The 23,975-nt window shown below is 43.7% G+C and carries 27 protein-coding genes and 1 riboswitch; of the genes, 4 read left to right on the top strand and 23 right to left on the bottom strand.

Annotated features, from left to right (window positions below):
• Positions 1–45 precede the first annotated feature (45 nt).
• A complete protein-coding gene (locus NIE88_RS16280; protein WP_253063736.1) occupies positions 46–258 on the bottom strand; it encodes a helix-turn-helix domain-containing protein in 213 nt (70 codons plus the stop codon).
• A 171-nt stretch (positions 259–429) separates the two neighbouring features.
• Here NIE88_RS16280 and NIE88_RS16275 point away from each other — a divergent pair, with 171 nt between their 5' ends.
• Positions 430–792: a helix-turn-helix domain-containing protein gene (locus tag NIE88_RS16275; protein WP_253063735.1), complete on the top strand. Its 363-nt coding sequence runs from the start codon at positions 430–432 to the stop codon at positions 790–792.
• Between the two features lie 327 nt (positions 793–1,119).
• On the opposite strand, the gene NIE88_RS16270 is transcribed toward NIE88_RS16275, so the two are convergent.
• The gene (locus tag NIE88_RS16270) at positions 1,120–2,337 is read right to left on the bottom strand and encodes an NAD(P)/FAD-dependent oxidoreductase (RefSeq protein ID WP_253063734.1); all 1,218 of its coding nucleotides are present in this window, start codon (positions 2,335–2,337) and stop codon (positions 1,120–1,122) included.
• A gap of 195 nt (positions 2,338–2,532) precedes the next feature.
• Positions 2,533–2,667 (bottom strand): hypothetical protein, encoded by a 135-nt coding sequence (locus tag NIE88_RS22470; RefSeq protein WP_290446545.1) that lies wholly within the window; start codon positions 2,665–2,667, stop codon positions 2,533–2,535.
• Between the two features lie 188 nt (positions 2,668–2,855).
• Here NIE88_RS22470 and NIE88_RS16265 point away from each other — a divergent pair, with 188 nt between their 5' ends.
• The gene (locus tag NIE88_RS16265; protein WP_253063733.1) at positions 2,856–3,755 is read left to right on the top strand and encodes a DMT family transporter; all 900 of its coding nucleotides are present in this window, start codon (positions 2,856–2,858) and stop codon (positions 3,753–3,755) included.
• A 285-nt stretch (positions 3,756–4,040) separates the two neighbouring features.
• Here the strand turns inward: NIE88_RS16265 and NIE88_RS16260 are convergent, their stop codons facing one another.
• From NIE88_RS16260 to NIE88_RS16245, 4 genes are all read right to left on the bottom strand, one after another.
• A complete protein-coding gene (locus NIE88_RS16260) occupies positions 4,041–4,406 on the bottom strand; it encodes a HesB/IscA family protein (RefSeq protein ID WP_253063732.1) in 366 nt (121 codons plus the stop codon).
• A gap of 71 nt (positions 4,407–4,477) precedes the next feature.
• Entirely contained in the window at positions 4,478–5,350 is an 873-nt protein-coding gene (dapF, locus tag NIE88_RS16255) for a diaminopimelate epimerase (RefSeq protein WP_253063731.1), read from the bottom strand.
• 46 nt (positions 5,351–5,396) lie between these two features.
• Positions 5,397–5,627, bottom strand: a complete 231-nt coding sequence (locus tag NIE88_RS16250; RefSeq protein ID WP_253063730.1) for a hypothetical protein — start codon at positions 5,625–5,627, stop codon at positions 5,397–5,399.
• Between the two features lie 39 nt (positions 5,628–5,666).
• Positions 5,667–5,993, bottom strand: coding sequence for a DUF1462 family protein (locus NIE88_RS16245; RefSeq protein ID WP_373689449.1), 327 nt, complete (start codon positions 5,991–5,993; stop codon positions 5,667–5,669).
• Positions 5,994–6,163: 170 nt separating this feature from the next.
• Here NIE88_RS16245 and NIE88_RS16240 point away from each other — a divergent pair, with 170 nt between their 5' ends.
• The gene (locus NIE88_RS16240; protein ID WP_253063727.1) at positions 6,164–6,385 is read left to right on the top strand and encodes a NifU family protein; all 222 of its coding nucleotides are present in this window, start codon (positions 6,164–6,166) and stop codon (positions 6,383–6,385) included.
• A gap of 61 nt (positions 6,386–6,446) precedes the next feature.
• On the opposite strand, the gene NIE88_RS16235 is transcribed toward NIE88_RS16240, so the two are convergent.
• The 3 genes from NIE88_RS16235 to NIE88_RS16225 form a co-directional block, all read right to left on the bottom strand.
• Positions 6,447–7,406: a YutH/CotS family kinase-like spore coat protein gene (locus tag NIE88_RS16235; protein WP_253063725.1), complete on the bottom strand. Its 960-nt coding sequence runs from the start codon at positions 7,404–7,406 to the stop codon at positions 6,447–6,449.
• Between the two features lie 180 nt (positions 7,407–7,586).
• Positions 7,587–8,357: a 5' nucleotidase NucF gene (nucF, locus tag NIE88_RS16230; protein ID WP_253063724.1), complete on the bottom strand. Its 771-nt coding sequence runs from the start codon at positions 8,355–8,357 to the stop codon at positions 7,587–7,589.
• Positions 8,358–8,447: 90 nt separating this feature from the next.
• On the bottom strand, positions 8,448–8,738 hold the full coding sequence (locus tag NIE88_RS16225; protein ID WP_253063722.1) for a YutD family protein: 291 nt from the start codon (positions 8,736–8,738) through the stop codon (positions 8,448–8,450).
• A 148-nt stretch (positions 8,739–8,886) separates the two neighbouring features.
• Here NIE88_RS16225 and NIE88_RS16220 point away from each other — a divergent pair, with 148 nt between their 5' ends.
• Positions 8,887–9,870 carry a M23 family metallopeptidase gene (locus NIE88_RS16220; RefSeq protein ID WP_444965498.1) on the top strand — a complete coding sequence of 328 codons (984 nt, stop codon included), beginning with the start codon at positions 8,887–8,889 and terminating at the stop codon, positions 9,868–9,870.
• 49 nt (positions 9,871–9,919) lie between these two features.
• Here NIE88_RS16220 and yunB read toward each other — a convergent pair whose 3' ends face one another.
• The 13 genes from yunB to sigI form a co-directional block, all read right to left on the bottom strand.
• On the bottom strand, positions 9,920–10,741 hold the full coding sequence (gene yunB / locus NIE88_RS16215; RefSeq protein WP_253063718.1) for a sporulation protein YunB: 822 nt from the start codon (positions 10,739–10,741) through the stop codon (positions 9,920–9,922).
• 124 nt (positions 10,742–10,865) lie between these two features.
• Positions 10,866–11,168, bottom strand: a complete 303-nt coding sequence (locus NIE88_RS16210; RefSeq protein ID WP_253063716.1) for a YunC family protein — start codon at positions 11,166–11,168, stop codon at positions 10,866–10,868.
• Between the two features lie 58 nt (positions 11,169–11,226).
• Complete coding sequence (locus NIE88_RS16205) at positions 11,227–12,600, bottom strand: bifunctional metallophosphatase/5'-nucleotidase (protein WP_253063714.1); 1,374 nt, start codon at positions 12,598–12,600, stop codon at positions 11,227–11,229.
• Between the two features lie 529 nt (positions 12,601–13,129).
• A complete protein-coding gene (sufB, locus tag NIE88_RS16200) occupies positions 13,130–14,533 on the bottom strand; it encodes a Fe-S cluster assembly protein SufB (protein WP_253063712.1) in 1,404 nt (467 codons plus the stop codon).
• Between the two features lie 141 nt (positions 14,534–14,674).
• On the bottom strand, positions 14,675–15,133 hold the full coding sequence (sufU, locus tag NIE88_RS16195; RefSeq protein WP_253063710.1) for a Fe-S cluster assembly sulfur transfer protein SufU: 459 nt from the start codon (positions 15,131–15,133) through the stop codon (positions 14,675–14,677).
• Complete coding sequence (locus NIE88_RS16190) at positions 15,123–16,343, bottom strand: cysteine desulfurase (RefSeq protein WP_253063708.1); 1,221 nt, start codon at positions 16,341–16,343, stop codon at positions 15,123–15,125. The genes sufU and NIE88_RS16190 overlap by 11 nt, the downstream gene beginning before the upstream one ends.
• Positions 16,343–17,650 (bottom strand): Fe-S cluster assembly protein SufD, encoded by a 1,308-nt coding sequence (gene sufD, locus NIE88_RS16185; protein WP_253063706.1) that lies wholly within the window; start codon positions 17,648–17,650, stop codon positions 16,343–16,345. The genes NIE88_RS16190 and sufD overlap by 1 nt, the downstream gene beginning before the upstream one ends.
• Before the next feature lie 27 nt (positions 17,651–17,677).
• Positions 17,678–18,463 (bottom strand): Fe-S cluster assembly ATPase SufC, encoded by a 786-nt coding sequence (gene sufC / locus NIE88_RS16180; protein ID WP_253063704.1) that lies wholly within the window; start codon positions 18,461–18,463, stop codon positions 17,678–17,680.
• A gap of 504 nt (positions 18,464–18,967) precedes the next feature.
• A complete protein-coding gene (locus tag NIE88_RS16175; RefSeq protein ID WP_253063702.1) occupies positions 18,968–19,786 on the bottom strand; it encodes a MetQ/NlpA family ABC transporter substrate-binding protein in 819 nt (272 codons plus the stop codon).
• Positions 19,787–19,859: 73 nt separating this feature from the next.
• A complete protein-coding gene (locus NIE88_RS16170) occupies positions 19,860–20,525 on the bottom strand; it encodes a methionine ABC transporter permease (RefSeq protein ID WP_253063700.1) in 666 nt (221 codons plus the stop codon).
• Positions 20,518–21,534, bottom strand: a complete 1,017-nt coding sequence (locus NIE88_RS16165) for a methionine ABC transporter ATP-binding protein (protein ID WP_253063698.1) — start codon at positions 21,532–21,534, stop codon at positions 20,518–20,520. Before NIE88_RS16165 ends, NIE88_RS16170 begins: the two co-directional genes overlap by 8 nt.
• Before the next feature lie 150 nt (positions 21,535–21,684).
• A riboswitch (SAM riboswitch) is annotated at positions 21,685–21,799 on the bottom strand.
• Between the two features lie 140 nt (positions 21,800–21,939).
• A complete protein-coding gene (locus NIE88_RS16160) occupies positions 21,940–22,878 on the bottom strand; it encodes an anti-sigma factor domain-containing protein (RefSeq protein ID WP_444965497.1) in 939 nt (312 codons plus the stop codon).
• A 37-nt stretch (positions 22,879–22,915) separates the two neighbouring features.
• Entirely contained in the window at positions 22,916–23,674 is a 759-nt protein-coding gene (gene sigI / locus NIE88_RS16155; RefSeq protein WP_253063694.1) for an RNA polymerase sigma-I factor, read from the bottom strand.
• Positions 23,675–23,975 lie beyond the last annotated feature (301 nt).

The following is a 23,975-nucleotide window of genomic DNA, read 5'->3' as shown; positions in this document are numbered from 1 at the left end:
TCATTACATGTGATTTTTTCCATCTCCTTCAGAAGACACCTCGTATCACTTTCCTGCTTGATCAATAAATAGTTCCTGAATCGGTACATTCAGTACTGCCGCCACTTTTGCCAATGTCACGGCGCTAATCTTGCTTCTCCCGCATTCAAGATAATAGTAACCATTGGCACTACGATAGCCGATTCGCATTGCCATTTCCTGTAGTGACATTTTTGATTCTCTTAACTGTCTCATTTTATTCAGGTCAACAGTCAGCATAGCGAGTCCCCCTTCTATTACCCATTCGGCAATTATAGTTAAAATTATAGCATTATCACCTTATTTTCATCAATTATTTTTCCTATTTGTCAAACAAAATACGATTAAAAAGAGAACATGATAGAATTTTCTTGTTTACTGATAAAGCAAATGGCAGGAGGATCACTCCGGATGGGGAACACATTAGGCAGCAGAATTCGTTTCCTGCGCGACGAAAAAAGTGTGTCGCAGCTTGAAATGGCGCGCCAATTGAATATTTCCAATGCGCAGCTGAGCCGCTACGAATCCGGAGACCGCAAGCCCGATCCTGACATGATTGTGCACATTGCGGATTATTTTCGTGTTTCCACAGATTATTTGCTTGGTCGCACCGGTTTAATCAATGAGCCTTCACTAGGATACAACAGTGAAGAAGACCAAAAGTTGCTTGAGAAGATTAAAAAGATTCCGGAACTTGACCAAATGATCGATCAGATGAATGAATATCCTGAAAAAGCCAATCGATTAGTGCAAATCTGGAAATGGCTGAAATAAGCAGCTGTCAGAGTAGCCCTCAACTGCATCGATAAGTCAGATAAAAAAGAAGCTGTATCTCGCCTTCACGATCGACGATGATACAGCTTCTTTTTTAATCGATTACCGCTCCCCACCGGTAAGTATCAATTTTTGGCAATACTTTCAATGTAGCGCTTGATGTGATTCAAATTCTTTTTCTTGTCTCCCCATACAGCATTAAAGCTGCACAAAAAAGTACTTTATTCTAAAGCAATTTTCACTTAAAAAAATAATAGATCCCCTCCGGCCGGCAGATTCGTTCATCGGTCCAACTAGAGAGGATCTATTTTTAATCAATACAACTGCTTAGAGCAGATTCAATTTGCCTTTTTTCAGCACAAGAGGAACACCGCCAAGCATCAGCAGATAACGGTCGTCGATCACCTTTTTCATTGCCGCTGCCGGTTTTCCAGTCAGTTTATGATCAAACACGACACCAATCGCCTGTTTTTCGCCAAGTGACGCCACTGTGCCCTTAGGCTTATAGACAAACAATTCCGTCTCTTCTCCCTTAAGGATATGTTTCATATTTTTCGCCAAATTTTCAGCTTCTTGAATGGCAATCTGAGCTGTTGGTGGATAAGGACGTTCCGCACCGGGAGGAAAGACAACAGCCACATCCCCGATTGCAAAAATGTGATCATCTTCCGGAGAACGCAGATCCGCGCTTACCTGAATCTTTCCGCGATTTGTTGCAAATCCGGATTCGGCAGGAATATGGTTCGCTTTGACACCGCCCGTCCAAACAACGGTACCCGCTTGAATTTCTTCCAATTCTTCGCTGTCCTTCTTTTGAACTTTTACGCCTTCCGGAGTTGCTTCTTTAATAAACGTACTTAATCTAAACTCAACACCCTTACTTTCCAAATACTTTTGGGCATAGTCCGCCAACTCGCGATCAAACGGAGGCAGAACAAAAGGCATGCCTTCAACATCCACAATCCGCACTTTACTCGGGTCAATATCGTATTCCTTGCAAAGTGCCGGAATTCGGTCAATAAGCTCGCCAAGAAATTCAACGCCGCTCAAACCGGCGCCGCCGACAACAATGGTCAAATCGCTGTCTTTTGCATCCGGATCACTGTTGTAGCTGGCAAAGCGATACTCAATGTGTTCGCGAATCTTACGCGCGGTGTTTACACTGCGGATAGCGAACGCGTTCTCTTCCAATCCTTTGATACCGAACGTATTTGATTCAAATCCTAATGCAATAATCAGATAATCATAATCAATCTCACCGTTTTTGAGCAGCACTTTATGGTTTTTACGGTCAATCGATTGAACAGAATCCTGCATAAAATTCACACGATTTGTGTTGATTACATTTTTAATCAGCATTCTCGTTCGGTCATGATGAATCGTTCCCGCCGCAGCCTCATGCAGCCAAGTTGTTTGATAATGGTAATTATGCTTGTTCACAAGTGTAATATCCGCGTCCTCAGCAGTTAATTCTTTTGTGAGGCGCACAGTCGCCATCATACCGCCGTATCCGGCGCCAAGTATCACGATTTTCGGCTTACTCATGATTGTTCACAGCCACCTTTTTCTTTTATAAAAAAATGAATACAGTTATAACCTCTGTCTGCCAATGCGTACTGCCAGCCGACTAATAGACTCAATTCCGTGCATGTAATCCGGCCGAGCAGCAATCAATAAACCTGAATTCGTTTCCCTTCTCATAATATGTCTTTTGTGTTAATTTTTCAAGGACAATTTGTGTCAAAACAGCTTAAAAAAGGAAAGAATCAAGCCTTCTTTATGGATAACCATACGCGTCAAAATGACCCTCATCAACAAATTTGATTTCCCGTTCATTCGCTCACTCAATCGGCTGCTCGGATAAGAAAGCAGCATAATACACACCTTCCACTTGTTTATGTGCTAAACTATGAGCATTAAATGTGATGAACATCTTCTCTTACCCACAATTTTGGCTGGGAAACCAAAATTGTTTTAGTATGAAAGAGACTTTTTGATCTATTGCTCGAAGCTTTCCTGTCTTAAATTAAAAATAGTGTTGGATCAATTTTGGGGATGAGAATTTGAAAAAGTCAACAGCCATCGTTCTTCTTATTCTTGCGAACTTTTTTTGGGCCGGTAATTATATTTGTGGCAAATATGTGATCGGGGCCATGCAGCCGATTCAGATCAATTTTTTACGCTGGCTGATCGCAGCAATGATTCTTTTCCCGCTCGCACAAATTATTGAAAAACCGAATTGGAAGGCAATTTGGCGAGAATGGAAGGTACTGCTTATTCTTTCTGTACTGGGTATTATAGGCTACAACATTTTACTTTATGAAGCTCTTTATTTTACGACATCTCTGGATGCAGCGTTAATCAATTCGGTCAATCCGGCCATGATTGCGATCTTTGCAGCTTGGTTATTAAAGGAAAAATTAAAGAAAATAAATGTTCTGGGATTAGTTGTTTCCCTGATTGGCGTGCTGCTCGTTCTTACTAATGGCAACCTTTTGCGCATATTTGCAATTGATTACAATGCGGGAGATCTTTTCATGCTCCTAGTGATTATTTCATGGACCTTTTATACGTTGCTCAGTAATAAAATCAAAGGCTTACCCCCAGTCGGGGCAACTGCTGTTACCGTAGCTGTCAGTTTGCTGCTGATGCTGCCATTTTTCATTGATTCAAAATTCAACTGGTCTTTTACCCCTGCAACGACACTCGGTATTCTTTATCTGGGCCTCTTCCCTTCCGTTGGTTCGCTGTTATTCTGGAATATGGGCGTGCCCATAGTGGGATCAAGTCACGCAGGTATCTTTTTAAACTTAATTACAGTGTTTACCGCAATTCTCAGTATTCTATTAGGGAACGGGATTAATCTCTTTCAAATCATCGGAGGCCTTGTTGTTATTCTCGGTGTTTATCTAACCAATAAGAAATCGGCGAAACGGTCTGTCGGTCACAGCCCGAGCTCGTGAACACTCCGAGATAAGCCGGATTATCTAGTCCGGGAAAAGCCATTTTGTCATCAGCCTTTTTTGGCTTTTCACCGAATTTTTTTTATTTAGGTATCGTCCAAGTCCGCTAAAAAGGCAAAATAAAGACCACCTCCTAGCGATTAGATTCATCACTAAAAGATGGTCTTAAAAACAAGTTATAGAGACTATTTCCCAATTGAATCATAATAAATTAGCAAGGATAAATCTCTCTTGTTTCATTTGGAATCCACAATCCTCAATTGTTAATCCTAATCTTATACCCGATCAACAATCACATTGCTTCGCAGGCTGTCCTTCATTTTCCGCTGTTTTAAATGAGTGTCCGCAGCCACAAGAAGAGATCGCGTTCGGATTATCGATGGTAAATCCGCCGCCGTCAAGATTTTGTTTAAAGTCAATGGTAACTCCGTCGAGCATTGGTGCACTATTCTTGTCGACAACTACCTTAAATCCCTGTCCTTCAAAGGCGAGGTCGCCATCAATCATTTTATCATCGAATCCCATTCCGTAAGTCAGTCCGGAGCAGCCGCCACCACCGACACCAACGCGGAGAAATAGATTTTCTCCTGGTTCGTTTTCAATCATTTCCTTGACACGAAAACCGGCAGCATCAGTCAATGTAATGTTCATTTCTTTCAGCCCCTTTTACGATTTAGTTACATTATATCGTGATGTGACCTAAATCACAAATATACATTTGCCTATTCTTGAAAATAAACCCCTTCACAAATCACTTTTGCTTCACCGGTCATCAGTACATGATTCGTTTCCGACCGCCATTCAATAGTTAAATCGCCACCGTCAAGATGCACGGTTACCGGCACATCCTTTGTCACGCGTTCTTCCAAGATAGAGGCAACAACGGACGCACAGGCCCCTGTACCACAGGCTTGAGTAATTCCTGATCCACATTCCCATACACGGTAGTTCACTTCACGATCTGTAATCGGTTCAACGAACCCGATATTCGCACCATTTGGAAAAAGGGGATCCTTATCCGCCAGCAACGCACCAAGCTTGTGAATCGGCGCTTTAGAAATATCTTCTACAAAAAATAGGGCATGCGGATTTCCCATAGATACAGCAGTAAACGTATATTCCTTATCCCCGATGGATAAGTGCTCACGGATAACCTTCTGGCCACGTTTTTCCCCCGCTACAGGAATCCGTTCTCGTTCAAGGATCGGCTCTCCCATATCTACCGTCACCTCGTTCACCGCACCATTCCGCGCGTGTACAACGGCCTGTTTATTGCCGGATCGGGTTTCAATTGCAAAGTGTTCCGAATCAACCAGCCGGTGCTCATAGACATATTTTGCGACACAGCGGAGTCCGTTCCCACAATTCATCGCTTCGGAACCATCCTTGTTAAAGATACGCATTTGCACATCGGCATCAGCCGATGGCAAAATCAGAATCAAGCCGTCAGAACCAATCCCCTTATAAGGATCAGAAACTTGCTGCGAAAGTTCAGGAAAGGATGCAATCGGAGATAAATCGTGCGTCATTCCGTCCAGATAAATGTAACAATTGCCGAGTCCGTGCATTTTTATAAACCGAATTCCCTGTCCCATATTCTCATCGCTCCAGTTCTATTATAGCCGCCATATATGACGGGTGTCAGCGTAATACCTGCGCTGCCCAGATGTAATCATGATCCATCGTTTCGATCACAATTTTTTCATGGCAGCAAGGCATAATAAGATCTACTTTAATTCCTTCGAAAGCACCCGCAACAGCTTCTTTTTTAATTGAAAGCAAAACCGGTGATTGATGACAAAATGGACACTCTTCAAAATAGAAGTCGTTTGCCACTCGTTCATAAGGCCAGCTGTGGTGAAAATCGAGCATATGAAGTCCTCCTTTTTACCTGATCATTGTTTCTCATTCTTATTTTCTTGTTCGCTCAAGATGCATGCCGTTTTCAATCAGGTAGTCGACAATCGGTTTCAATGTGACAAACCCTTCACCAAGCACTTTCCCGCAAGCAACCACAAGCGGATAAAAATAGTCGTCAGCAAGAATTTTCGTACAATAGATTTGGTCTTCTTCCGTTTCCGGTTTATAAACATCAATGTAGCGGACTGAAATCGTTCCGTCAAATTTACGTGAAAGAGCTGCCGCCAGCCATTCAGCGGTTGCTTTTGCCGACGGCGCCTGAACACAGCTCGCGCATACGGCTTCTGCTCCGTATACAGTAAGTTCCAATCCGTTCACCTCAGGTTCACATGTAATTTACTAATTAATATAGCAAATTCGTGCGGCTGCGTCACTGATTTGATTTTTGACAATTATTTCAGTTGGTCATCATGGCATAACGTATCAATAGATTTTCCAAATCAAAAAAGATATAATAAATTTAAATGCAACAGTGGAGGAGTGTGTATATGTATAATCAAGTCGAAGAAGTACTGGAGAAGCTTCGTCCCTATCTGCTGCGTGACGGCGGAGACGTGGAATTGTTAGACGTGGAAAACGGCATTGTACGTGTCCGGTTGCTCGGCGCATGCGGCAATTGTCCAAGTTCGACGCTTACACTGAAAGCAGGCATCGAACGTGCCCTCATTGAAAATGTTCCCGGAATCAAAGAGCTTGAACAAATCTTTTAAATAGAACTGGAAATGAGGAGCACCGTTTGCCTGCCGATTGCAAACGGTGCTCCTTATATCGTTATGTGCGTGCCAGCCATTCTGGTGCATAAAATCGGTCTTTATAACGATCTGCAAGAAAGGATAGCAGCCGCTCCTGATCCTTCGCTTTTTCTTCTCCTTGACGCAGGACCAATTCAAGTTCGCGCTCATCGGTGTTTGCGGGGCCGTTAAAGTACCGTTCACAGCATTCAATGAAGGTAATCGGATAAAGGAGGCGCCCATACATCTTGCCGATTGCAGGTCCACTCAATGGAAAAAAAGATTCGTAATCATCTAAGAAAGCTGCTGCTGCGGGTTCGATATCGCTTCGTGCACTTTGCCAGGTCAGCGCGCGAAGTCCTTCTGCCAAATCTCTGGACCGATCGTCAACGACCCAATGTGCTGGGTTATCCGCAGGAAAACGTTCATAATCGACAAATCGATAGTGCCCGATGCAAAGCGGTTCTGCATTTGGGAAGTTAATGGATTCATCAACAGCCATCTGAATTGCATTTTCTGCACATCCTGAAAAGTATGGAAAGTGTTCCGTGAACACTCGTTCAAATGATGAAGGCTGTTCTTCGTTTCGGCAAACATCATATTTTTTTTCCAATGCGTCAAGTCGATTCTCCAAGTGCTCTATTTTCGATTGAACTGATGACTCAGGAAATGCGGCTAAATCAACACCTGTTGTCCGCGCATGGAGCTCTGCCAGCGTTGCCCCGGCCGATCGTTCCAGTCGATCCGTTTGCTGCGGAGGATTCATCAGAACCCATGATTCTCCGTTTGCTTCCGTATCGTAGCGACCTTCACGGTTTCGCACCATTCGGCAAACCGGCAGTCCGGCCTCAATCGATAAATAATCCGCCCATCCTGCAAGCTGTTCTAAATTATGGTGATAAAATTGATTCAGGGGATGAAAATAAAGCCTGATTGGTCCATCCGTATGGGACAAATCATAGTCTTTGGCTACTACCGACCGCCAGTCCGGTGTACTCATTCACGGCCGCCTCCATTTACAGATTTCTTCTTTATCCATTCTATCGAACAGCAGCCTATTTCATCACTCGAACAAGCAATGATTTCCATAAAAAACAGCCACATGATTAACATGCGGCCAAATAAGTGGCTAGTTCGTTAAAAGATTTGTTAAAAGATCATGAAATTCGTCACCATTGGCTTATTCATGAAAAGTCCATTCACTCAAGGAATTTAATGCATAGGTGGGCTGCACTGCCTTCGTTTTCAACACTTCGGCTGAAGTCACGCCAGTATGAACGATTAACGTATCAAGACCTGCATTAATTCCTGCCATGATGTCCGTATCATAATTATCTCCGATCATGAGCGTGCGCCGCTTGGTTGTTGCCAATTTTTCAAGTGCCAAATCAATGATAATCGGTTCCGGTTTCCCAATAAATACGGGTTTTACACCTGTGGACACAGTAATCACAGAGGTCAGTGCTCCATTTCCCGGTGCAAGTCCATGTTCATTAGGAAGTGCAACATCCGGATTTGTGGAGACAAAAGCCGCACCTGAACGGACTGCAAGGCATGCCTTCGCATATTTCTCATAAGTAATCTGCCGATCCATGCCGAATGCAACAAAATCAGGATGTTCTTCTTCATAAGTGAAACCGGCAGACTGCATCGCCTGCTGCAAGCCCTGCTCACCAATGTAGAGTACCTTTGCATTTGGTTTTCTCGCTTTTATATAACTCGCTGTTGCGATGCTCGTTGTCAAGACATCATCCGGCGTGCAAGGAATGCCGAACCCGGATAGTTGATCGGCAACGGCTTCTTTCGTTCGCGTCGAATTGTTGGTTACAAACAAATAAGGCAGTCCTTTGCTTTTTAACGTCTTTACAAAGGTTACTGCTTCCGGTATTTCTTCTTTTCCCCAATAAACGGTTCCGTCAAGGTCAAGCAAGAACGCATCATACTTTTTCACCGTCTCTACCTCCATGTTCTTCTGTCTTCTTGAATTCAGCGCTCATCAATTTCCTGATTTTGTGCAAACTAACAGAAAAGGTTCATTCGATCATTTGCCATCAATTTTTCTTAATACAAAATAAGCGCATCCAAAACTGCAATATTCAATGATATAGTCCACCAGAGTGCTTATTTTCGTATCAAAAGTTGATTTCGGATTATGATCTTCATAGAAGCCGCGAAGCCTCAGCTGCTCATATCCCCAATCGCCGACTATGTAATCGAATTTGTTCAGAATTTCGCTGTATCGTTTTAAAAAGGCTTCCTCATTCCAGCCGTTCCGAACATCTTCAATAATTTCATATTTATGGTGTTCGACAGAAACGATTGAACCGGTCAATGGGATAACCTCCCCTCTTAATTGCCGCAAAGCACGTCATGATGTGTCGGCATACTGTTCATTATAGCAGATTGCACAGATTTCGTGAAAAGCGCAAAGCTAAATCATTTTATATAAAATTAAGCCAGGAAAGGATCGTTGTTAAGCCATGCCGCTGTGGTCACGAATAATCTCTTGTTTTTTCATTGTATTTTTCATATTATCACAATCCATTTGCGCACAAGCAAAGCCACGTGCACAAATGCAAGAGCGAAAGGCGCTTTATTTAAAAACCGCGCTACTCACCGACGTTCCTTGGAATGTGCTTGCCGGATGTGACCAATACGCCCGCAATATTAATGCGTTAAAAGCCGAGAAAACAAACAATAAACAACTGATTAGCATTACCTTTAAAAAGCGCGTCTGGGCCGGTCCGCTCAATCCGGATCTAAATGATGAGGATCCGAAAACCATTGCCTTATTTGGCGGTGTAGGCAAGGACGGGAACGGTGACGGCCGCGCAAGTCTTCAAAGTCCCGAGGATCGGCTCTACACATTTGCCGAACAAATCGCTCAAGCCGGACCCGGAGAAGAAAATAATCGCATTGGTTTATGGAACATCTATAAAAGAGGCAAGGCGGTAGATCTAATAGAGGACTTTGCCCAGCTGTTTGAGAATGCAAAGCCCGCTGACTTGGACCAGCACGCATTCCCCGTTCCGATCAATTACAATTATGATTATGCGTCGACATGGGGCGCGAAACGAGGATGGGGCGGCAATCGAATCCATGAAGGAACCGATATCTTTGCTGATTACGGCACTCCGGTCAGAGCAACCGCCTATGGCATTATTGAGTTAATCGGCTGGAATAAATACGGCGGCTGGCGAATCGGCATTCGCGATCTGCACGGAAATTACCACTATTTTGCACATTTGAATGGATATGCTCCCGGAATTCACCACAACATCATCACAAAGCCGGGACAGGTGATCGGCTATGTCGGCAGCTCGGGATACGGTCCGAAAGGCACAATGGGAAAATTCCCGCCACATCTGCATTACGGGCTTTACAGAGATAACGGGCACGCAGAATATTCCGTTGATCCGTATCCTTTATTACGAATCTGGGAGCGACAGGCAAATACGCACTGATCATATTGGTTTCATTGAAATAAGCAGCCTTTAAACAAAAGCTGCTTTTTTACTGATCACTTTTCTTTTTCTCGTCTGTTTTAGGTGTCTCAATCGGTACCGATGTCGAAATTCCGGATCCATTTGAGCTGTAATAGTAAGGAACGCCCGGATTGATATTTTTTCCGCCAAATGGTATACGTTGTACAATCGTCTTCGTCTTTATTTCAAAGGGAACAATTACATCAACTTTGACTTTGACTTTGAGATAAAGTAAATAGAGCGGATTGTTAATCCCTACATTCCCATACTTTGTTTTAATGTCGGTTTCAACATTGCTCACGATGTCCATTTCAACAGGAACGCGCGGTCCATAATTGCTCAGCAGCGCGTTATTTAAAACCTGCCCCAAAGGTATGTCGGCAATTAATGCATCGCCATTATGATGTTTGCTGTACACCAGATCATCAGCATGGCCATTGGTTAAGGAAATGCGCCCCTTTTCTGCCGCTCTTAAAAACCAAAGGATGCGATTAGAAATAATGCCTTTAAGTCGATTGGCTTCTTCCATATTCAGATCAAAATCAGTAACCTTGTTATCATCCGTTCGATGTGTGACAATGAGTTTCGAGTAATCTATTGTCGGAATTTCATTAGGGTCATTTTCCTTAGTCACATTGCTTAATACTTCTTGACCCGTTCCATAATTGATGGCGTAATTGCCGATTTGTTCGGTTTGCGTGAGCGCGATACTCATTACGGCGGGCTTCATTTTCTCATTGACAATCCATACCGCTATAGAAATGCAGAGGATGAAAATGAAGAGCGAGAGAAACAGCGTATGCTTGATCGACATGTTCTTTCGTCTGTAGCGCCGGCTCGGTTTAAACATGACAACCCTCCTCCACATCATTTATATGACTGTGAAAGAGGGTTAAGTCTTTTTTCTTTGGAAAACTCAGACTGATCACGGTATCTGTCTTATCCTCAGATCTTATTCAGTTTACTCGAAGAAATTAGGCCATTTTCTTCAAGGCATCTAAACCGATCGTACCCGCATGAATGCCAAGCTTTTCCGCGCCGATCGTCACTTCGGCAAGCGGCGCGTGCAGCAGATCGTCCAAGGTTCGGACACCGACTGCTTTTCCGGCCAGCACATTTCGATCCGCAAGCTTATCATTAAGAAGGTTCACATCCAGCGCTCCGCACATAATGTAGCCGTTTTTCCCAGTAATCACAAGCAGAGTCGTTTTCGGCAGTGAAACACTGATCCCTTGGTACAGGTTACCGTCTATTGTAAATGGTTGCACGTCAATCATTACTATGCCTCCCTCCTCATCTATCCTATGGAGAGAGTGGGCGATCGGTGAATAGCCTTTAATTTTTGCGCGTTTGGCTGAGCTGCCAGGCAAGCAGGTCGCGCAATGTTTCCGGCAAATAAAAGCGCTGCTCCGCTTTAACAATTGGAGGAAGAAACGATCCCAGGGTAAACATATCGATCGTCCCGACACTGTATCGTTTTGAACAATCAATCGGCCGCTCATGTATGGTAACACCAACCGGTGAATCAGAGTTCATTTTATATGACAGTCCGCTGAACACAAGCCGGCCAATCATTTTGCCGCGAAATCCAAATCCTTTTAATTCATAGGTCTGAAAATCTTTCTTTAAACCGAGTCTGATCATGTCAATAATTTCTTTTCCTGTCACTTCGACGCGGCATGGATTAATCGGATGAGGACAGATGCGATGCACCATGAAACGTGTTACAGGACCCTTCGGCAAATGATTGAGTATAACTCCTGCATTTACCAAACCAATGTCGGCGCCGCACCACTTGCGCAGTGCATCGGCCATTAAGTCAGTTAACTCAGATTTAGCAAACCAGTCAGCCTCATAATCGCGATCAAGCACGGCAATCACATCCTGCATATTTGCAATGCCTTTTTCGGTTAGATCACGCACCTCATTGTTCGCTGTTTGATCAGATGGTTCACGCAACGTCACTAGATCCGCGCCTTTATAAACCACACTCCTTTTTTGCTCATCATAATCGACCACAATATGACCGGCGTATTGAAGAAACTTTCCGGTTTGAGCGATTAATGTGCCGCTTACCATTTTTCCCTGTTCCAGCACATGGTGCGTATGTGCGCCGATAATGACATCGATTCCATCAATTTCCCGTGCGATTTTCTCATCAAACGGCAGACCGACATGCGATAATAAAATAAGAACATCAACCTTGCCACGTATCCGTTTTACAAGTTTCGTTAATTCGGAATATGGATCTTTAATAGTCCAACCAAGCTGACTGTAAAAATGAGGAAAAGAAGCAGTCAGACCGATCAGACCGACCTTAACGCCCTGCATATCCTGAATGACATAAGGTGCACACCATTCAGGACGCCTTCCCGTGTGCTGATCATATAAATTGGCAAGCACAATTTTAAAACGCCTCATGAGATATGCGGCGCCAAGCTGTTCTTTCGTAAAGGTAATCCCCTCATTATTGCCGATCGTCACGTAATCATAGCGTGCATCATTTAATAATTTTACATTCCCCGTTCCGAGCAGCCCTTCTGTCATCGGGTTTACACGGTCCATATGATCGCCCAAGTCGAGAGTCAGAAACGGCTCTCCGGCTTCGGCAAGGTGTTCTCGCTCCTGATTTAAATAACGGACTAAGCAGCCCCACGAATCAAGATGGCTGTGAATGTCATTTGTATGTAAAAAATGGAGTGTGATCAAACTTGAGGCCTCCCAATATGAACAAAACGTACAGCCATTAAAGCTGACATATCTATTTTATCCCCAGAAGCTTTTATTCTGTCAAGAAAGAATCATCGCTTGCTCTTTTTTCTTTTAGAAAAACCAGGCAAAAAACACCTGGTTTTGAGTACGCTCCGGATACTCACAATCAACTGCTGCGCTTGCGGGCAGTCCGGGAGCCTCCTCAGACAGGCAGAAATCTCGGATTCCCGCTGGCGTCTCCTACCTTCGTTTTGATCCACGGCCAAGACGTCAGTTTATTGGTTTTCATACGAGGCAAAATCATATGCTTTCCTATCTTGTTAAATAACTTGGCAAGGCGAAGACTTAAGGCTGTATTAAAAGTTTATGCGGCTCAACCCTATTTATTGGCTCAATTGACACTTTTCAGCCTGCTGAAAGGTTTATCTGTTTGAACGGCGTTTAACAGCGCCTTAAAAATAAAACCTTCCAATCCGCCGAAAGCGAATTGAAAGGTAACCATACTCAACTTGATCCTATATGTTTTTTAACCGATTGAGCCTTCCATGTTATATTTAATCAAACGATTCATTTCGACGGCATACTCCATCGGAAGTTCCTTCGTAAATGGTTCAATGAAACCCATAACGATCATTTCCGTCGCTTCTTGTTCGGTCAAACCGCGGCTCATCAGATAGAAGAGCTGTTCTTCGGAAACCTTGGAAACCTTCGCTTCATGCTCCATTGATATGTCTTTATTCAGCACTTCATTATAAGGAATCGTATCTGATGTTGATTTATCATCCATGATCAAGGTATCGCACTCAATATGAGACCGGGAATTTTTCGCGTTCGGTGCAAAATGAACCTTGCCACGATAGGTAACATTCCCACCGTTTTTTGCGATTGATTTCGAGATGATCGTTGACGATGTATTCGGCGCGAGATGGATCATCTTTGATCCGGAATCCTGATTCTGACCTTTGCCGCCAATTGCAATTGTCAGCGTGCTCCCACGCGACCCCTCGCCTTTCAGTACGACGGATGGGTATTTCATCGTAACGGCGGAACCGATGTTGCCGTCTACCCATTCCATCGTTGCATGTTCCTCACAGATCGCACGCTGAGTAACAAGATTGTATACGTTGTTCGCCCAGTTTTGAATGGTCGTGTAACGACAATAAGCATCTTTGCACACGTAGATTTCAACAATACCGCTGTGCAGCGAACTGCTGGAATATACCGGCGCGGTACAGCCTTCAACATAATGTACGGAAGCGCCTTGATCGACGATGATCAGCGTACGTTCAAACTGACCCATGCTCTCTGAGTTAATACGGAAATAGGCCTGAAGCGGTGTCTTGCAGATCACACCTTTCGGAATATAGACAAAGGAGCCCCCGGACCAGCAGGCTGCGTTCAGTGCGGAAAATTTATTGTCAGCAAAAGAAATGACTTTGCCAAAATACTGTTTAAACAAATCTTCATGCTTTTGAAGAGCGGAATCCGTATCAAGAAAAATGACGCCGTCCTTTTCAAGTTCTTCCTTCATGCTGTGATAGACAACTTCAGACTCATATTGCGCAGAAACACCTGCAAGGTATTTGCGTTCGGCTTCCGGGATACCCAGCTTATCAAAGGTGTCCTTAATTTCATTCGGTACTTCATCCCAAGTGCGGCCTTGATTTTGTACCGGTTTAACATAATAAGTCAGATCATCAAAGGCCAGACCGCTCAGATCTGCACCCCACTGCGGCATTGGCCGTTTATAGAAATGATGCAATCCTTTCAGACGGTAATTCAGCATCCATTCCGGTTCATTTTTCTTCTTGGAAATTTCGCGTACGATGTCCTCAGTCAAACCACGCTTTGTTCGAAACACAGATACGTCCTTTTCCCGGAACCCATACTTATATTCTTCAATTTCGGGCAGCTGTTGTTCTGTAGCCATCGCATTATTCCTCCTTTTTCTTCGTACTCAGCGATGCCATGGCATCGTTATTTATTAGTCACAGATCTATACTGATAATAGTCAACCGTTGACATTAGCAATTGTATCAATTAAGTTTACCACAATTTACAGAATTATTGGTTATTGGTGGCTCTTTTCCTTTTTATCTGCCTCACGCAATGCTTTTTCAACAGCCTTCCACGCTAAAGTCGCACATTTAATTCGTGCCGGGTACTGAGAAACACCATGAAGCGCTTCGGCATCACCGAGATCCATGTCATCATTATGTTCGCGCCCTTGAACCATTTCAGAGAAATCAAAGGTGAGCTGATGAATTTTATCAATTGCCAATCCCTTAATCGCTTCAGTCATCATCGAAGCGGAGGACTGGCTGATCGCACATCCGGAACCTAAATATTTTACATCAACAACCTTGTTATCTTCTATTTTAAGAGATACTTGAATCTTATCGCCGCAGGACGGATTGTTCATGTTTACCGTCACACAGTGGTCGCCGTCAAGCTCGCCTCGGTTGTGGGGCTTTTTATAATGATCCATGATGACTGAGCGGTAAAGCTGGTCAAGATTATTAAACAACATGTCCGAAGAACTCCTTCGCTTCTTTAATTCCTTTGGCAAGTGCTTCAATTTCATCCTCAGAATTGTAGAAATAGAAGCTTGCGCGAACCGTTGACTCACATTTTAAGCAGCTCATCAAGGGTTGCGCACAGTGATGTCCGGCGCGCACAGCGATTCCTTCCGAATCAAGTGCAGTCGATACATCATGAGGATGTACACCTTCAATATTGAATGAGACAAGTCCGGAGCGCTTGCTCGGGCCATAGAGCGTAACCCCTTCAATTTCCGAGAGCATATTGTATGCCTTCGCTGTCAATTGTTCTTCATAATGCTGGATCGCATCCATGCCGATACGTTGTAAATAATCAATTGCCGCTCCAAGTCCGATTGCTCCGGCAATATGCGGCGTGCCGGCTTCAAGCTTCCAAGGAAGCTCTGCCCAGGTCGCATTCTGAAAATTAACCTCGTCAATCATCTCGCCACCGGTTTCAATCGGTTCCATGGCTTCCAGCAGCTCTTGTTTGCCGTACAGAACACCAATGCCTGTCGGTCCGAGCATTTTATGACCTGAAAAAGCGAAAAAATCCGCATCCAGATCTTGAACATCCACAGTCATATGCGGCGTGCTCTGCGCTCCGTCTACAACCATAATCGCACCATGTTCATGAGCAATTTTTGCGATCTCTTTTACAGGGTTAACGGTACCCAGCACGTTGGAAACTTCGGTTACCGACACGACCTTTGTCTGATTCGTGATCGTTTCGCGCACTTTGACAAGATCCAAAGTTCCGTCAGCTTCCATTGGAAAATAACGGAGTACGGCTCCTGTTTTCTTAGCAACCTGCTGCCAGGGAATCAGGTTTGCGTGATGCTCCATCGGCGTGATCACAATCTCGTCTCCCTTGCCCAGCCGTGCAAGACCGTATCCATAAGCAATCAGATTAAGGCTCTGAGTTGTGCCCATTGTATAAATGATTTCCTTTTCGCTGCTCGCATTGATAAAACGGCGGATTTTTTCCCGCGCTTCCTCATAGCGATCCGTCGCAATCGTGCCCAATGTGTGCACGCCGCGGTGGACATTGGAATTATAGGTCTCATAATAATCAACCATTGTCTGGATGACAGACACAGGTTTCTGAGAGGTCGCCGAATTGTCCAAATAAACCAAATGATGCCCATTGACTTGTTGCTTCAGAATAGGGAAATCTTGACGAATTGTCTGAATATCCATTAGCCGACTTTCCTTTCAATTAAAGTGGTCAATTGTCTGCGAACACCTTCAATAGGAAGCAAATCAACGATCGGCGCGAGAAATCCTTCAACAATTAGTTTTTCCGCCAACTCTTGTTTAATGCCACGGCTCATCAAATAATAAAGCTGATCCGGGTCGACCCGTCCGACAGATGCCGCATGTCCAGCAATAACGTCGTATTCATCAATGAGCAGGATCGGGTTCGCATCGCCACGTGCATCGTCGCTGAGCATCAGAACACGCTGCGTCTGTTCACCATCAGCGCCCGATGCACCGTGTTCAATTTTCGTCCTTGCGTTAAAAATTGAATTTGATGCATCTTTTTGCGCGGCGCGAACAAGCAGCTGGCTTTGCGTCGCCTTACCGACATGACGCACATAATTATCAAAATTCTGTTTCTGAGTTCCGCTGCCGATACTTACCGCTTTAATATCCGCCGCTGCTCCGTCCCCTTCGAGGTTCGTTGCATTCTCGGACAAGGTGTTTCCATCATTCATTTGACCGAGTGCCCATTGAATACGTCCGTCCTTCGCAACTTCCGCCTGGCGGCTGACGTACGTAACAATTTGATCTGTAAATTCATCGACAGCGCCGTATTTTACCTGTGCGTTCTCACCCACAATGACTTCATTAACAAGGTTCGCCGCACCCTCGCCTACCGAACTGTCAGAAAGATAGCTCTCGACGAACGTAACCGAGCTGCTTTGTTCCGCAACAACAACTGTATGTGCTACGAGGCCTGAAGATGGGGCATCTTGATAATAAACAGCTTGAATCGGCTGTTCAATCACAACATTCTTGGGAATATAAAGAAATGTACCTCCGTTTACAAGCGCTGCATTCATAGCGGTCAGTTGGTGTTTTCCTATTGATGTTGTCTTAAAATAATAGTTTGCAAGCAAGTCACTATGTTCCCGAACCGCTGTTGCCAAATCGGTATAGATAACGCCTTGATCAGTCAATTCTTTAGAAAGCTGACTGTAAACAGCGGAGCTGTTTACATGAATCAGAACATTGGCTGCTTCTTCACCATTCTTCATCAGATTTTGAATACTTTCAGGCAGCTCGTTCAGCTGGCTGACAACACTGCTCCCGATCTGATAACTAAAATTGGTAAAGTTCCAGTCTGCAATCCGCGTCTTCTCCGGTTTTGGAAGCGGAAGTTCTTCAGCCAGACCCAAACCCTTTAACCGTGTATCTGTAAACCATTTAGGTTCTTTTCGTTTTTCAGCAAATTTTATGATTTCTTCCGCACCAAACGGAAGCTTTTTCAGTTGCATGGACATCCTCACCCCTCCTCACGTATGAAAAATTTATGCCTCAACCGTTTTTTCATCATCAGTAATACCGAGTTCAGTCTTCATGCCGTCATAGCCTTCTTTTTCAAGTTGCAGTGCAAGTTCCGGGCCGCCGGTTTTTACAATCTGTCCATTCATCATAATGTGAACAAAATCTGGCTTAATATAATTTAAAAGCCGCTGGTAGTGTGTAATAATCAGGCAGCCGAAGTTTTCCGAACGCATCGAGTTGACACCCTTAGCCACCCATTTCAAAGCGTCGATATCCAGACCGGAATCAATTTCATCAAGTATGGCAAATTTCGGTTCGAGCATCATCAGCTGCAAAATCTCATTGCGTTTTTTCTCACCGCCGGAAAATCCTTCATTGACGTAGCGTTCTGCGAAAGACTGATCCATTTCCAGCAGCTGCATTTTCTTATCCATCGTCTTAATGAACTTCATCAGAGGAATTTCATTGCCCTCTCCGCGTCTCCCATTGATCGCAGTTCTCAAGAAATCGGCATTGCTGACCCCGCTTACTTCGCTCGGATACTGCATGGCGAGAAACATTCCCGCCCTTGCGCGTTCGTCAACTGCCATATCGAACAGGTTCTGACCGTCAAGATGTGCCTGCCCCGAGGTGACTTCATATTTTGGATGTCCCATCAATGCAGAAGCAACGGTTGATTTTCCGGTTCCGTTCGGTCCCATCAGGGCGTGAATCTCTCCGCCCTTCATATTAAGATCAAACCCCTTAACAATAGACTTTCCTTCAACAGAAACGCGGAGATCGTTTATTTTCAATTCCGGTACAGTCATATCAAAGCCTCCAATATAAAAGTCTAATTATGGATTGAAATCCGTTCTCAATCTATTCTCATTATCATATTATATCAGATGTAAATAGATAGCAACCCAAAGGATAGTCCACAATTTACAGATACGTGTCTATCCATATTATACCGCTATTTTCAATGATCATAATAGAAGAATGAACAAAAAGGATGAAGAAAAACGTATATAAGTTTAGTTTTACACCCGCTCTACTTCCTACACGATATGATGATTTTCGCGTTACGGGCGGGACCGTGCATACAGTTAGCAAAAAATGCTTTCAGTTTTCTTATACCTAAATTCCACAAATCTTTTGTACATTTTTATCGGACAAGAATAAAATACACAAAGCGGTTCGGCCTTAGATATATTTATTTCGGATTAAATTAAAACATTATGTGTGATTCCTTATCACGGTTTTTCATGGTCTAAATGAAAAATCGCCCAACAATTACTGCTGGACGATTTCTCATTATTCTCTATCCAATATCATTCGGAAACAGGCAGTACTGCGCCTTTATATTTCTTAGTAATGAAATCTTGAATCGTTTTTGAATGAAGCACATTAACTAATTCTTTAATGGCCTTTTTATTTTGATCGCCTTTGCGTACAGCGATTATATTCGCGTAGGGTGACGAAGCTCCTTCAAGAATCAGCGCATCCTCTTTCGGGTCCAGCTTTGCCTGCAGTGCATAATTCGTATTAATTGCATAGAGATCAGCCGCACTATGCTCATATGCTTTCGGAAGAATAGCGGGATCGATCGGTTGCAGGAATTTTAGATGTTTGATATTGTCAATATCCTTAAGTGTTGCGGAGACCGGATCAACACCCGTTTTGATTTTCACGAGTCCCTTTGATTGAAGCAACAGCAAAATGCGCCCTTGTTCTGATTTGTTATTGCTGATCTGGACAGTCGCCCCGTCTTTTATCTTGCTTACATCAGTATACTTCTTTGAATAAATGCCAAAAGGTTCAATATGAATCTTGCCTGCATTTACTAAATCCGTGTTGTGTTGTTTGTTATAAAGGTCAAGATAGGGAATATGTTGAAAATAGTTAGCATCTAATTGTTTTGAAGCAAGTGCTTTATTTGGGAGGACGTAGTCTTGGAAAACTTTCACTTTCAAATCAATGCCTTTTTTCTTGAGTAAAGGCACCGCCTTTTTCAAAATTTCAGCATGCGGCACTGCTGAAGCGCCAACGGTTAACGTTTGATTTTTCTCTGAATTGCCTGATGATTGTCCACACGCCGTGAGAATGAGTACAAACGCAAGAATAACAGTCAATACACTATATTTCTTCATATCAGGTTCCCCCTAGTTATTCGTTGATTTTTTTTAAGTTCCATCATTTTAATGCATAACAGCATGCTGCTGCCTATCTCTTGTCTACATGGCGTGTAATGCGATCGCCAATATATTGAATGAAAAATACAATAATCAGTATGATAATTGTGGCAATAAAAGTTATCGTGTTGTTGTTTGCTTCAAACCCTTCATTATAGGCAATCGTACCCAGTCCGCCGGCACCGACAACACCTGCCATTGCCGTATTGCCAATGAGTGCAATCAGTGCAACCGTCATTCCGGAAGAAACGGATGGAAGTGATTCTGGAAGAAGAACTTTCCAGATAATTTGCAGACGCGTTGCTCCCATCGCTTGAGCTGCTTCAATGACTCCTTTATCTACTTCTCGCAATCCGATCTCGACTAACCGCGCGTAAAACGGCGCTGCCCCGATAATTATTGAAGGCAAAGCCGCTGTCGCACCGATCATGGTACCAAGAATCAGCACAGTAAACGGAATAAGAAGAATAATCAGGATAATGAACGGAATCGAGCGAAATACATTAACGAATGAAGCGATCAGTTTGTAAATAATCGGATTTTCATAGAGTCCGCCCTTGGCGGTTAAATAAAGCAACAGCCCTAATGCAATCCCAAGAAAAAATGTAAAGACTCCGGAAATGGCTGTCATATAGAGCGTTTGTCCCGTGGAAAGCCACATACTCGGCCAATCGACACTTTGTACCCACTCACTCATTTTTCTTTGTCACCTCAACCCTCACGCCTTCTGAACGCAGATCATCAATCGCTTTATGGATAATTTCCGAAGCACCCTGGAGAGAAACGATTGTTCGGTCTGTTCGAACACTTTCCCCGCGCACTAAGCCAAACACCTTTACCGACAGTCTGGCGTTTCCAAGCAAATGCGATAAAGCCCGTTGAAAAGCGATTTGATCATCCGAAGAGAGACTGATTACAGTCTCCTCTGCGTGCGCTGCGGAATAATCGATTTGAAATGGTGCTTTTTTGCCTGTATGGGTACCAACAAATTCTTGAGTAATGGTTTGACGCGGATTCGAAAACACAGAGGCAACTGTTCCTTGCTCAACAATTTTCCCGCCGTCAAGCACAGCCACACGATCACATATTTTCTGAATAACCGTCATCTCATGGGTAATCAAAATGATCGTCAGTCCAAGCGTCTTATTAATTTCCTTCAGAAGTGTAAGAATAGAATCAGTTGTCTTCGGATCAAGTGCCGATGTCGCCTCATCACAAAGAAGAACCTTTGGATTGTTAGCCAATGCCCGGGCAATACCTACCCGCTGTTTTTGACCGCCGCTCAGTTGTGCCGGATAGGCAGCTGCTTTACCTTCAAGCCCAACCATCCGAATCAATTCAGAAATCCGTTCTTTTCTTTGCTTCTTCTTCAGCTTCGTCAGTTCTAATGGAAAAGCGATATTCTCAGCCACTGTACGCGACCACAGCAAATTGAAATGCTGAAAGATCATCCCAATTGACCGACGTTCTTCACGCAGCTGGCGCTCATCCAGATCTGTAAGGCTTCGGCCGTCAATCGTGATCGTACCCGCCGTCGGTTTCTCAAGCAGATTAATCATCCGAATGAGTGTGCTCTTTCCTGCACCGCTGTAGCCGATGATGCCGAATACTTCTCCTTCTTGAATAGAAAGACTGACATCCGATAGTGCACGCACCGGACCCTGTTCGGTCCGAAACGTTTTTTCAACATTGCTTAATTGAATCAAACTCGTTCACCGCTTTCAAATAATACAGCTGATAAAACTTAACCTACATTTTTACTTGGCATTTGATCTATGATCTATCCGGCAGCAGTCCCCCTCACATTTCGCTTCAACCAATAAAAAAACCCGCCTTGAGAGAGGTGGGTTTCGCCTCTCTCATCTGCCAGAAACATTCGTTTCTGAAGGAATTAGCACCTTTTATTGCATCGATCTGCAATCAGGTTGCCGGGCATCATCGGGCCAGTCCCTCTGCCTCTCTGGATAAGAGTTTTTCTATACAATTGAGTGTTAATAATTTACCACGCATAACGAATACTGTCAAACCTTCTTACCCGACCAAATACCTAATTATGCACGGTTAAAAGCTCCAGGCAAATGCTTCTTTGCTTGGAACTTCATGAACAGAAATCAGGCGTAGCCTGCAGTTCGGGTATTCAAATAATTATAGCTGCTGCTCTCCCTGTTTTTATTCACCTCACCGACTTGAAAAGGATTTTGAAACAGCGGTTTAAACTGTTTAATCCTGAAGGATGCTTGCTCTATATGTGACCCGCTTCCCGAGGTAGTGCTATTAATCCGTTCTCTGATCAGCGAATGCCACGGAAGTGAAACAGCTCCTGATACTTCACGCATCTTCTCAATAGACAGCTGCTTGGCATCTTCAAGCGAAAGCGTCTTGCCATATGCATTCGCCTGCAGGTAAAGCAAGTACTTCCCAACGGACAGACCTCGCGCTTCGGCATCCTTTTTTCGTTCAAGTGAAGCTTGAAGCCACTCGATTCCTCCTCCATTCGCTTGGAGAACTTGTCTTGCACCGCTATTAAAAGATGCAGTCAGTCTCTGTGTAAATACCGACTTCTGCGAACGGCTGATTTGATTTGTCAAAACGGTTGTAACCAAACAAAGGGATTGCTTGTTCGAAGCTCCTTTGTTCTTCAGTTTTGAAAAGAGTGCTGAACTGAACTGCTGAAGAGGCATTTTTTGAACGACAGGTGTTACCTTGAGCAGCTGTCTTGCCTCACTGTTCAGAGGCTGCACAGAAATGACCTGCATATTACGATCTACACTCGCCTCAATACTTGCCTTTAAATCAAAATAAACATATGCGGCTACCGGTCCAGGAGGTGCATATGTACTGTGCGACAACGGAATAAAACACAGCAATGAAAAACCGAGTGCGACCATCGGCGTCAGGATTGATTTGGGAAGAAGGTGGAATTGGGCAAGGTGTTTACAACGTACCGTTTGTCCTATTGAAAGGTCGACCGTGCGTCTGAGCCGGACCGACTTGAAGTCGCCTTCATCAGTCAGAATGACAGCACGCCTCCCCTTCTTGGACACTAGCACACCCTGATTAATCAGTTTTCCTCCCCACCTTTCTTGGTCACCGAACCGCTTCTAGCTCCGGTTCAATATATGACTTCAGTGCACTGAACCCGCCGATATAGATCAGCGACAATGCTATTATATACTTTCGATTCCTTTCAATCGTTTTGCGGCTACACGAGACAAATTGTAACAAATCTTTTATCGGCAGCTGTTTCTTTTTCTTTAAATAAGTCACTAATTCCTTATGCTCAACCAGCCTTTTTGCCGAAACTTTTGCATTTTCACGCGCATCCGCGTGCTTCGGACAATGCTTGCTCAGCACATCAAAGGTAATCCCATACTCAAGCAGCAGTGATTGATAGCTTTCAATTTGCTCCATGCGTTCGTTAATTCGCCGCTGCTCTTCGAAGTGGTCAATAGCAGCCTGTTGCTCGATGAAACTTTCTTCCATTGTATTTTCATCATTCTGTTTTGTCTGATCCAAATAAATATGGCGCACCTGACGAGATTCTTTACGAATAAAATCAATAATTCTGCGTCGAATAACCATATCCGCAAATGTCAGAAATTTGCTTCCCTGCCCTTTTTGATATTGATTAATCGCTTCGTTAAACGCAACTAAACCGATACTGAATTCATCCATTGTCTGATCTATAAAACGATTGCATACTTTAGAAACAACCTTTTTAATAAAAGGCTGGTAGGATTCGATAATTGTGTTACGCAAGGATTCATCGCCTTGCTGTACCTGAAAAATATTCGTTTCAAGCGAAATATTAAACGCTCCGCCTAATGTTAACTGGTTTGCGCTCATCAAAACACTCACCTCTCGCTTTGGTTTCTCATTCTCTGTTCCATCCAAAAATGATTAAAATAACATAGTTCATTCATCTTTTTTTTACAATAACATGTCCTACAGAAACGTATGACTATTGTCAAAAACTTTTGTTAATGTCCGGGGTTCGAGAGTTTTGTCGAAAAAGCAAAAAACCCCTGCCTCATTTATACCATGCTTTCCTGTTGAAAAGAAAGCGACAATCTGGTAACAAAAAGATGACAAGGGCTGTTAAGTTATTTTGTGAGCGACTTTATAAGTGCCTCTATTGCTTGTACCT

Source organism: Sporolactobacillus shoreicorticis (assembly GCF_024125445.1).
Taxonomy (GTDB): domain Bacteria; phylum Bacillota; class Bacilli; order Bacillales; family Sporolactobacillaceae; genus Sporolactobacillus; species Sporolactobacillus shoreicorticis.
This window is presented reverse-complemented; position numbering and strand designations above follow the sequence as displayed.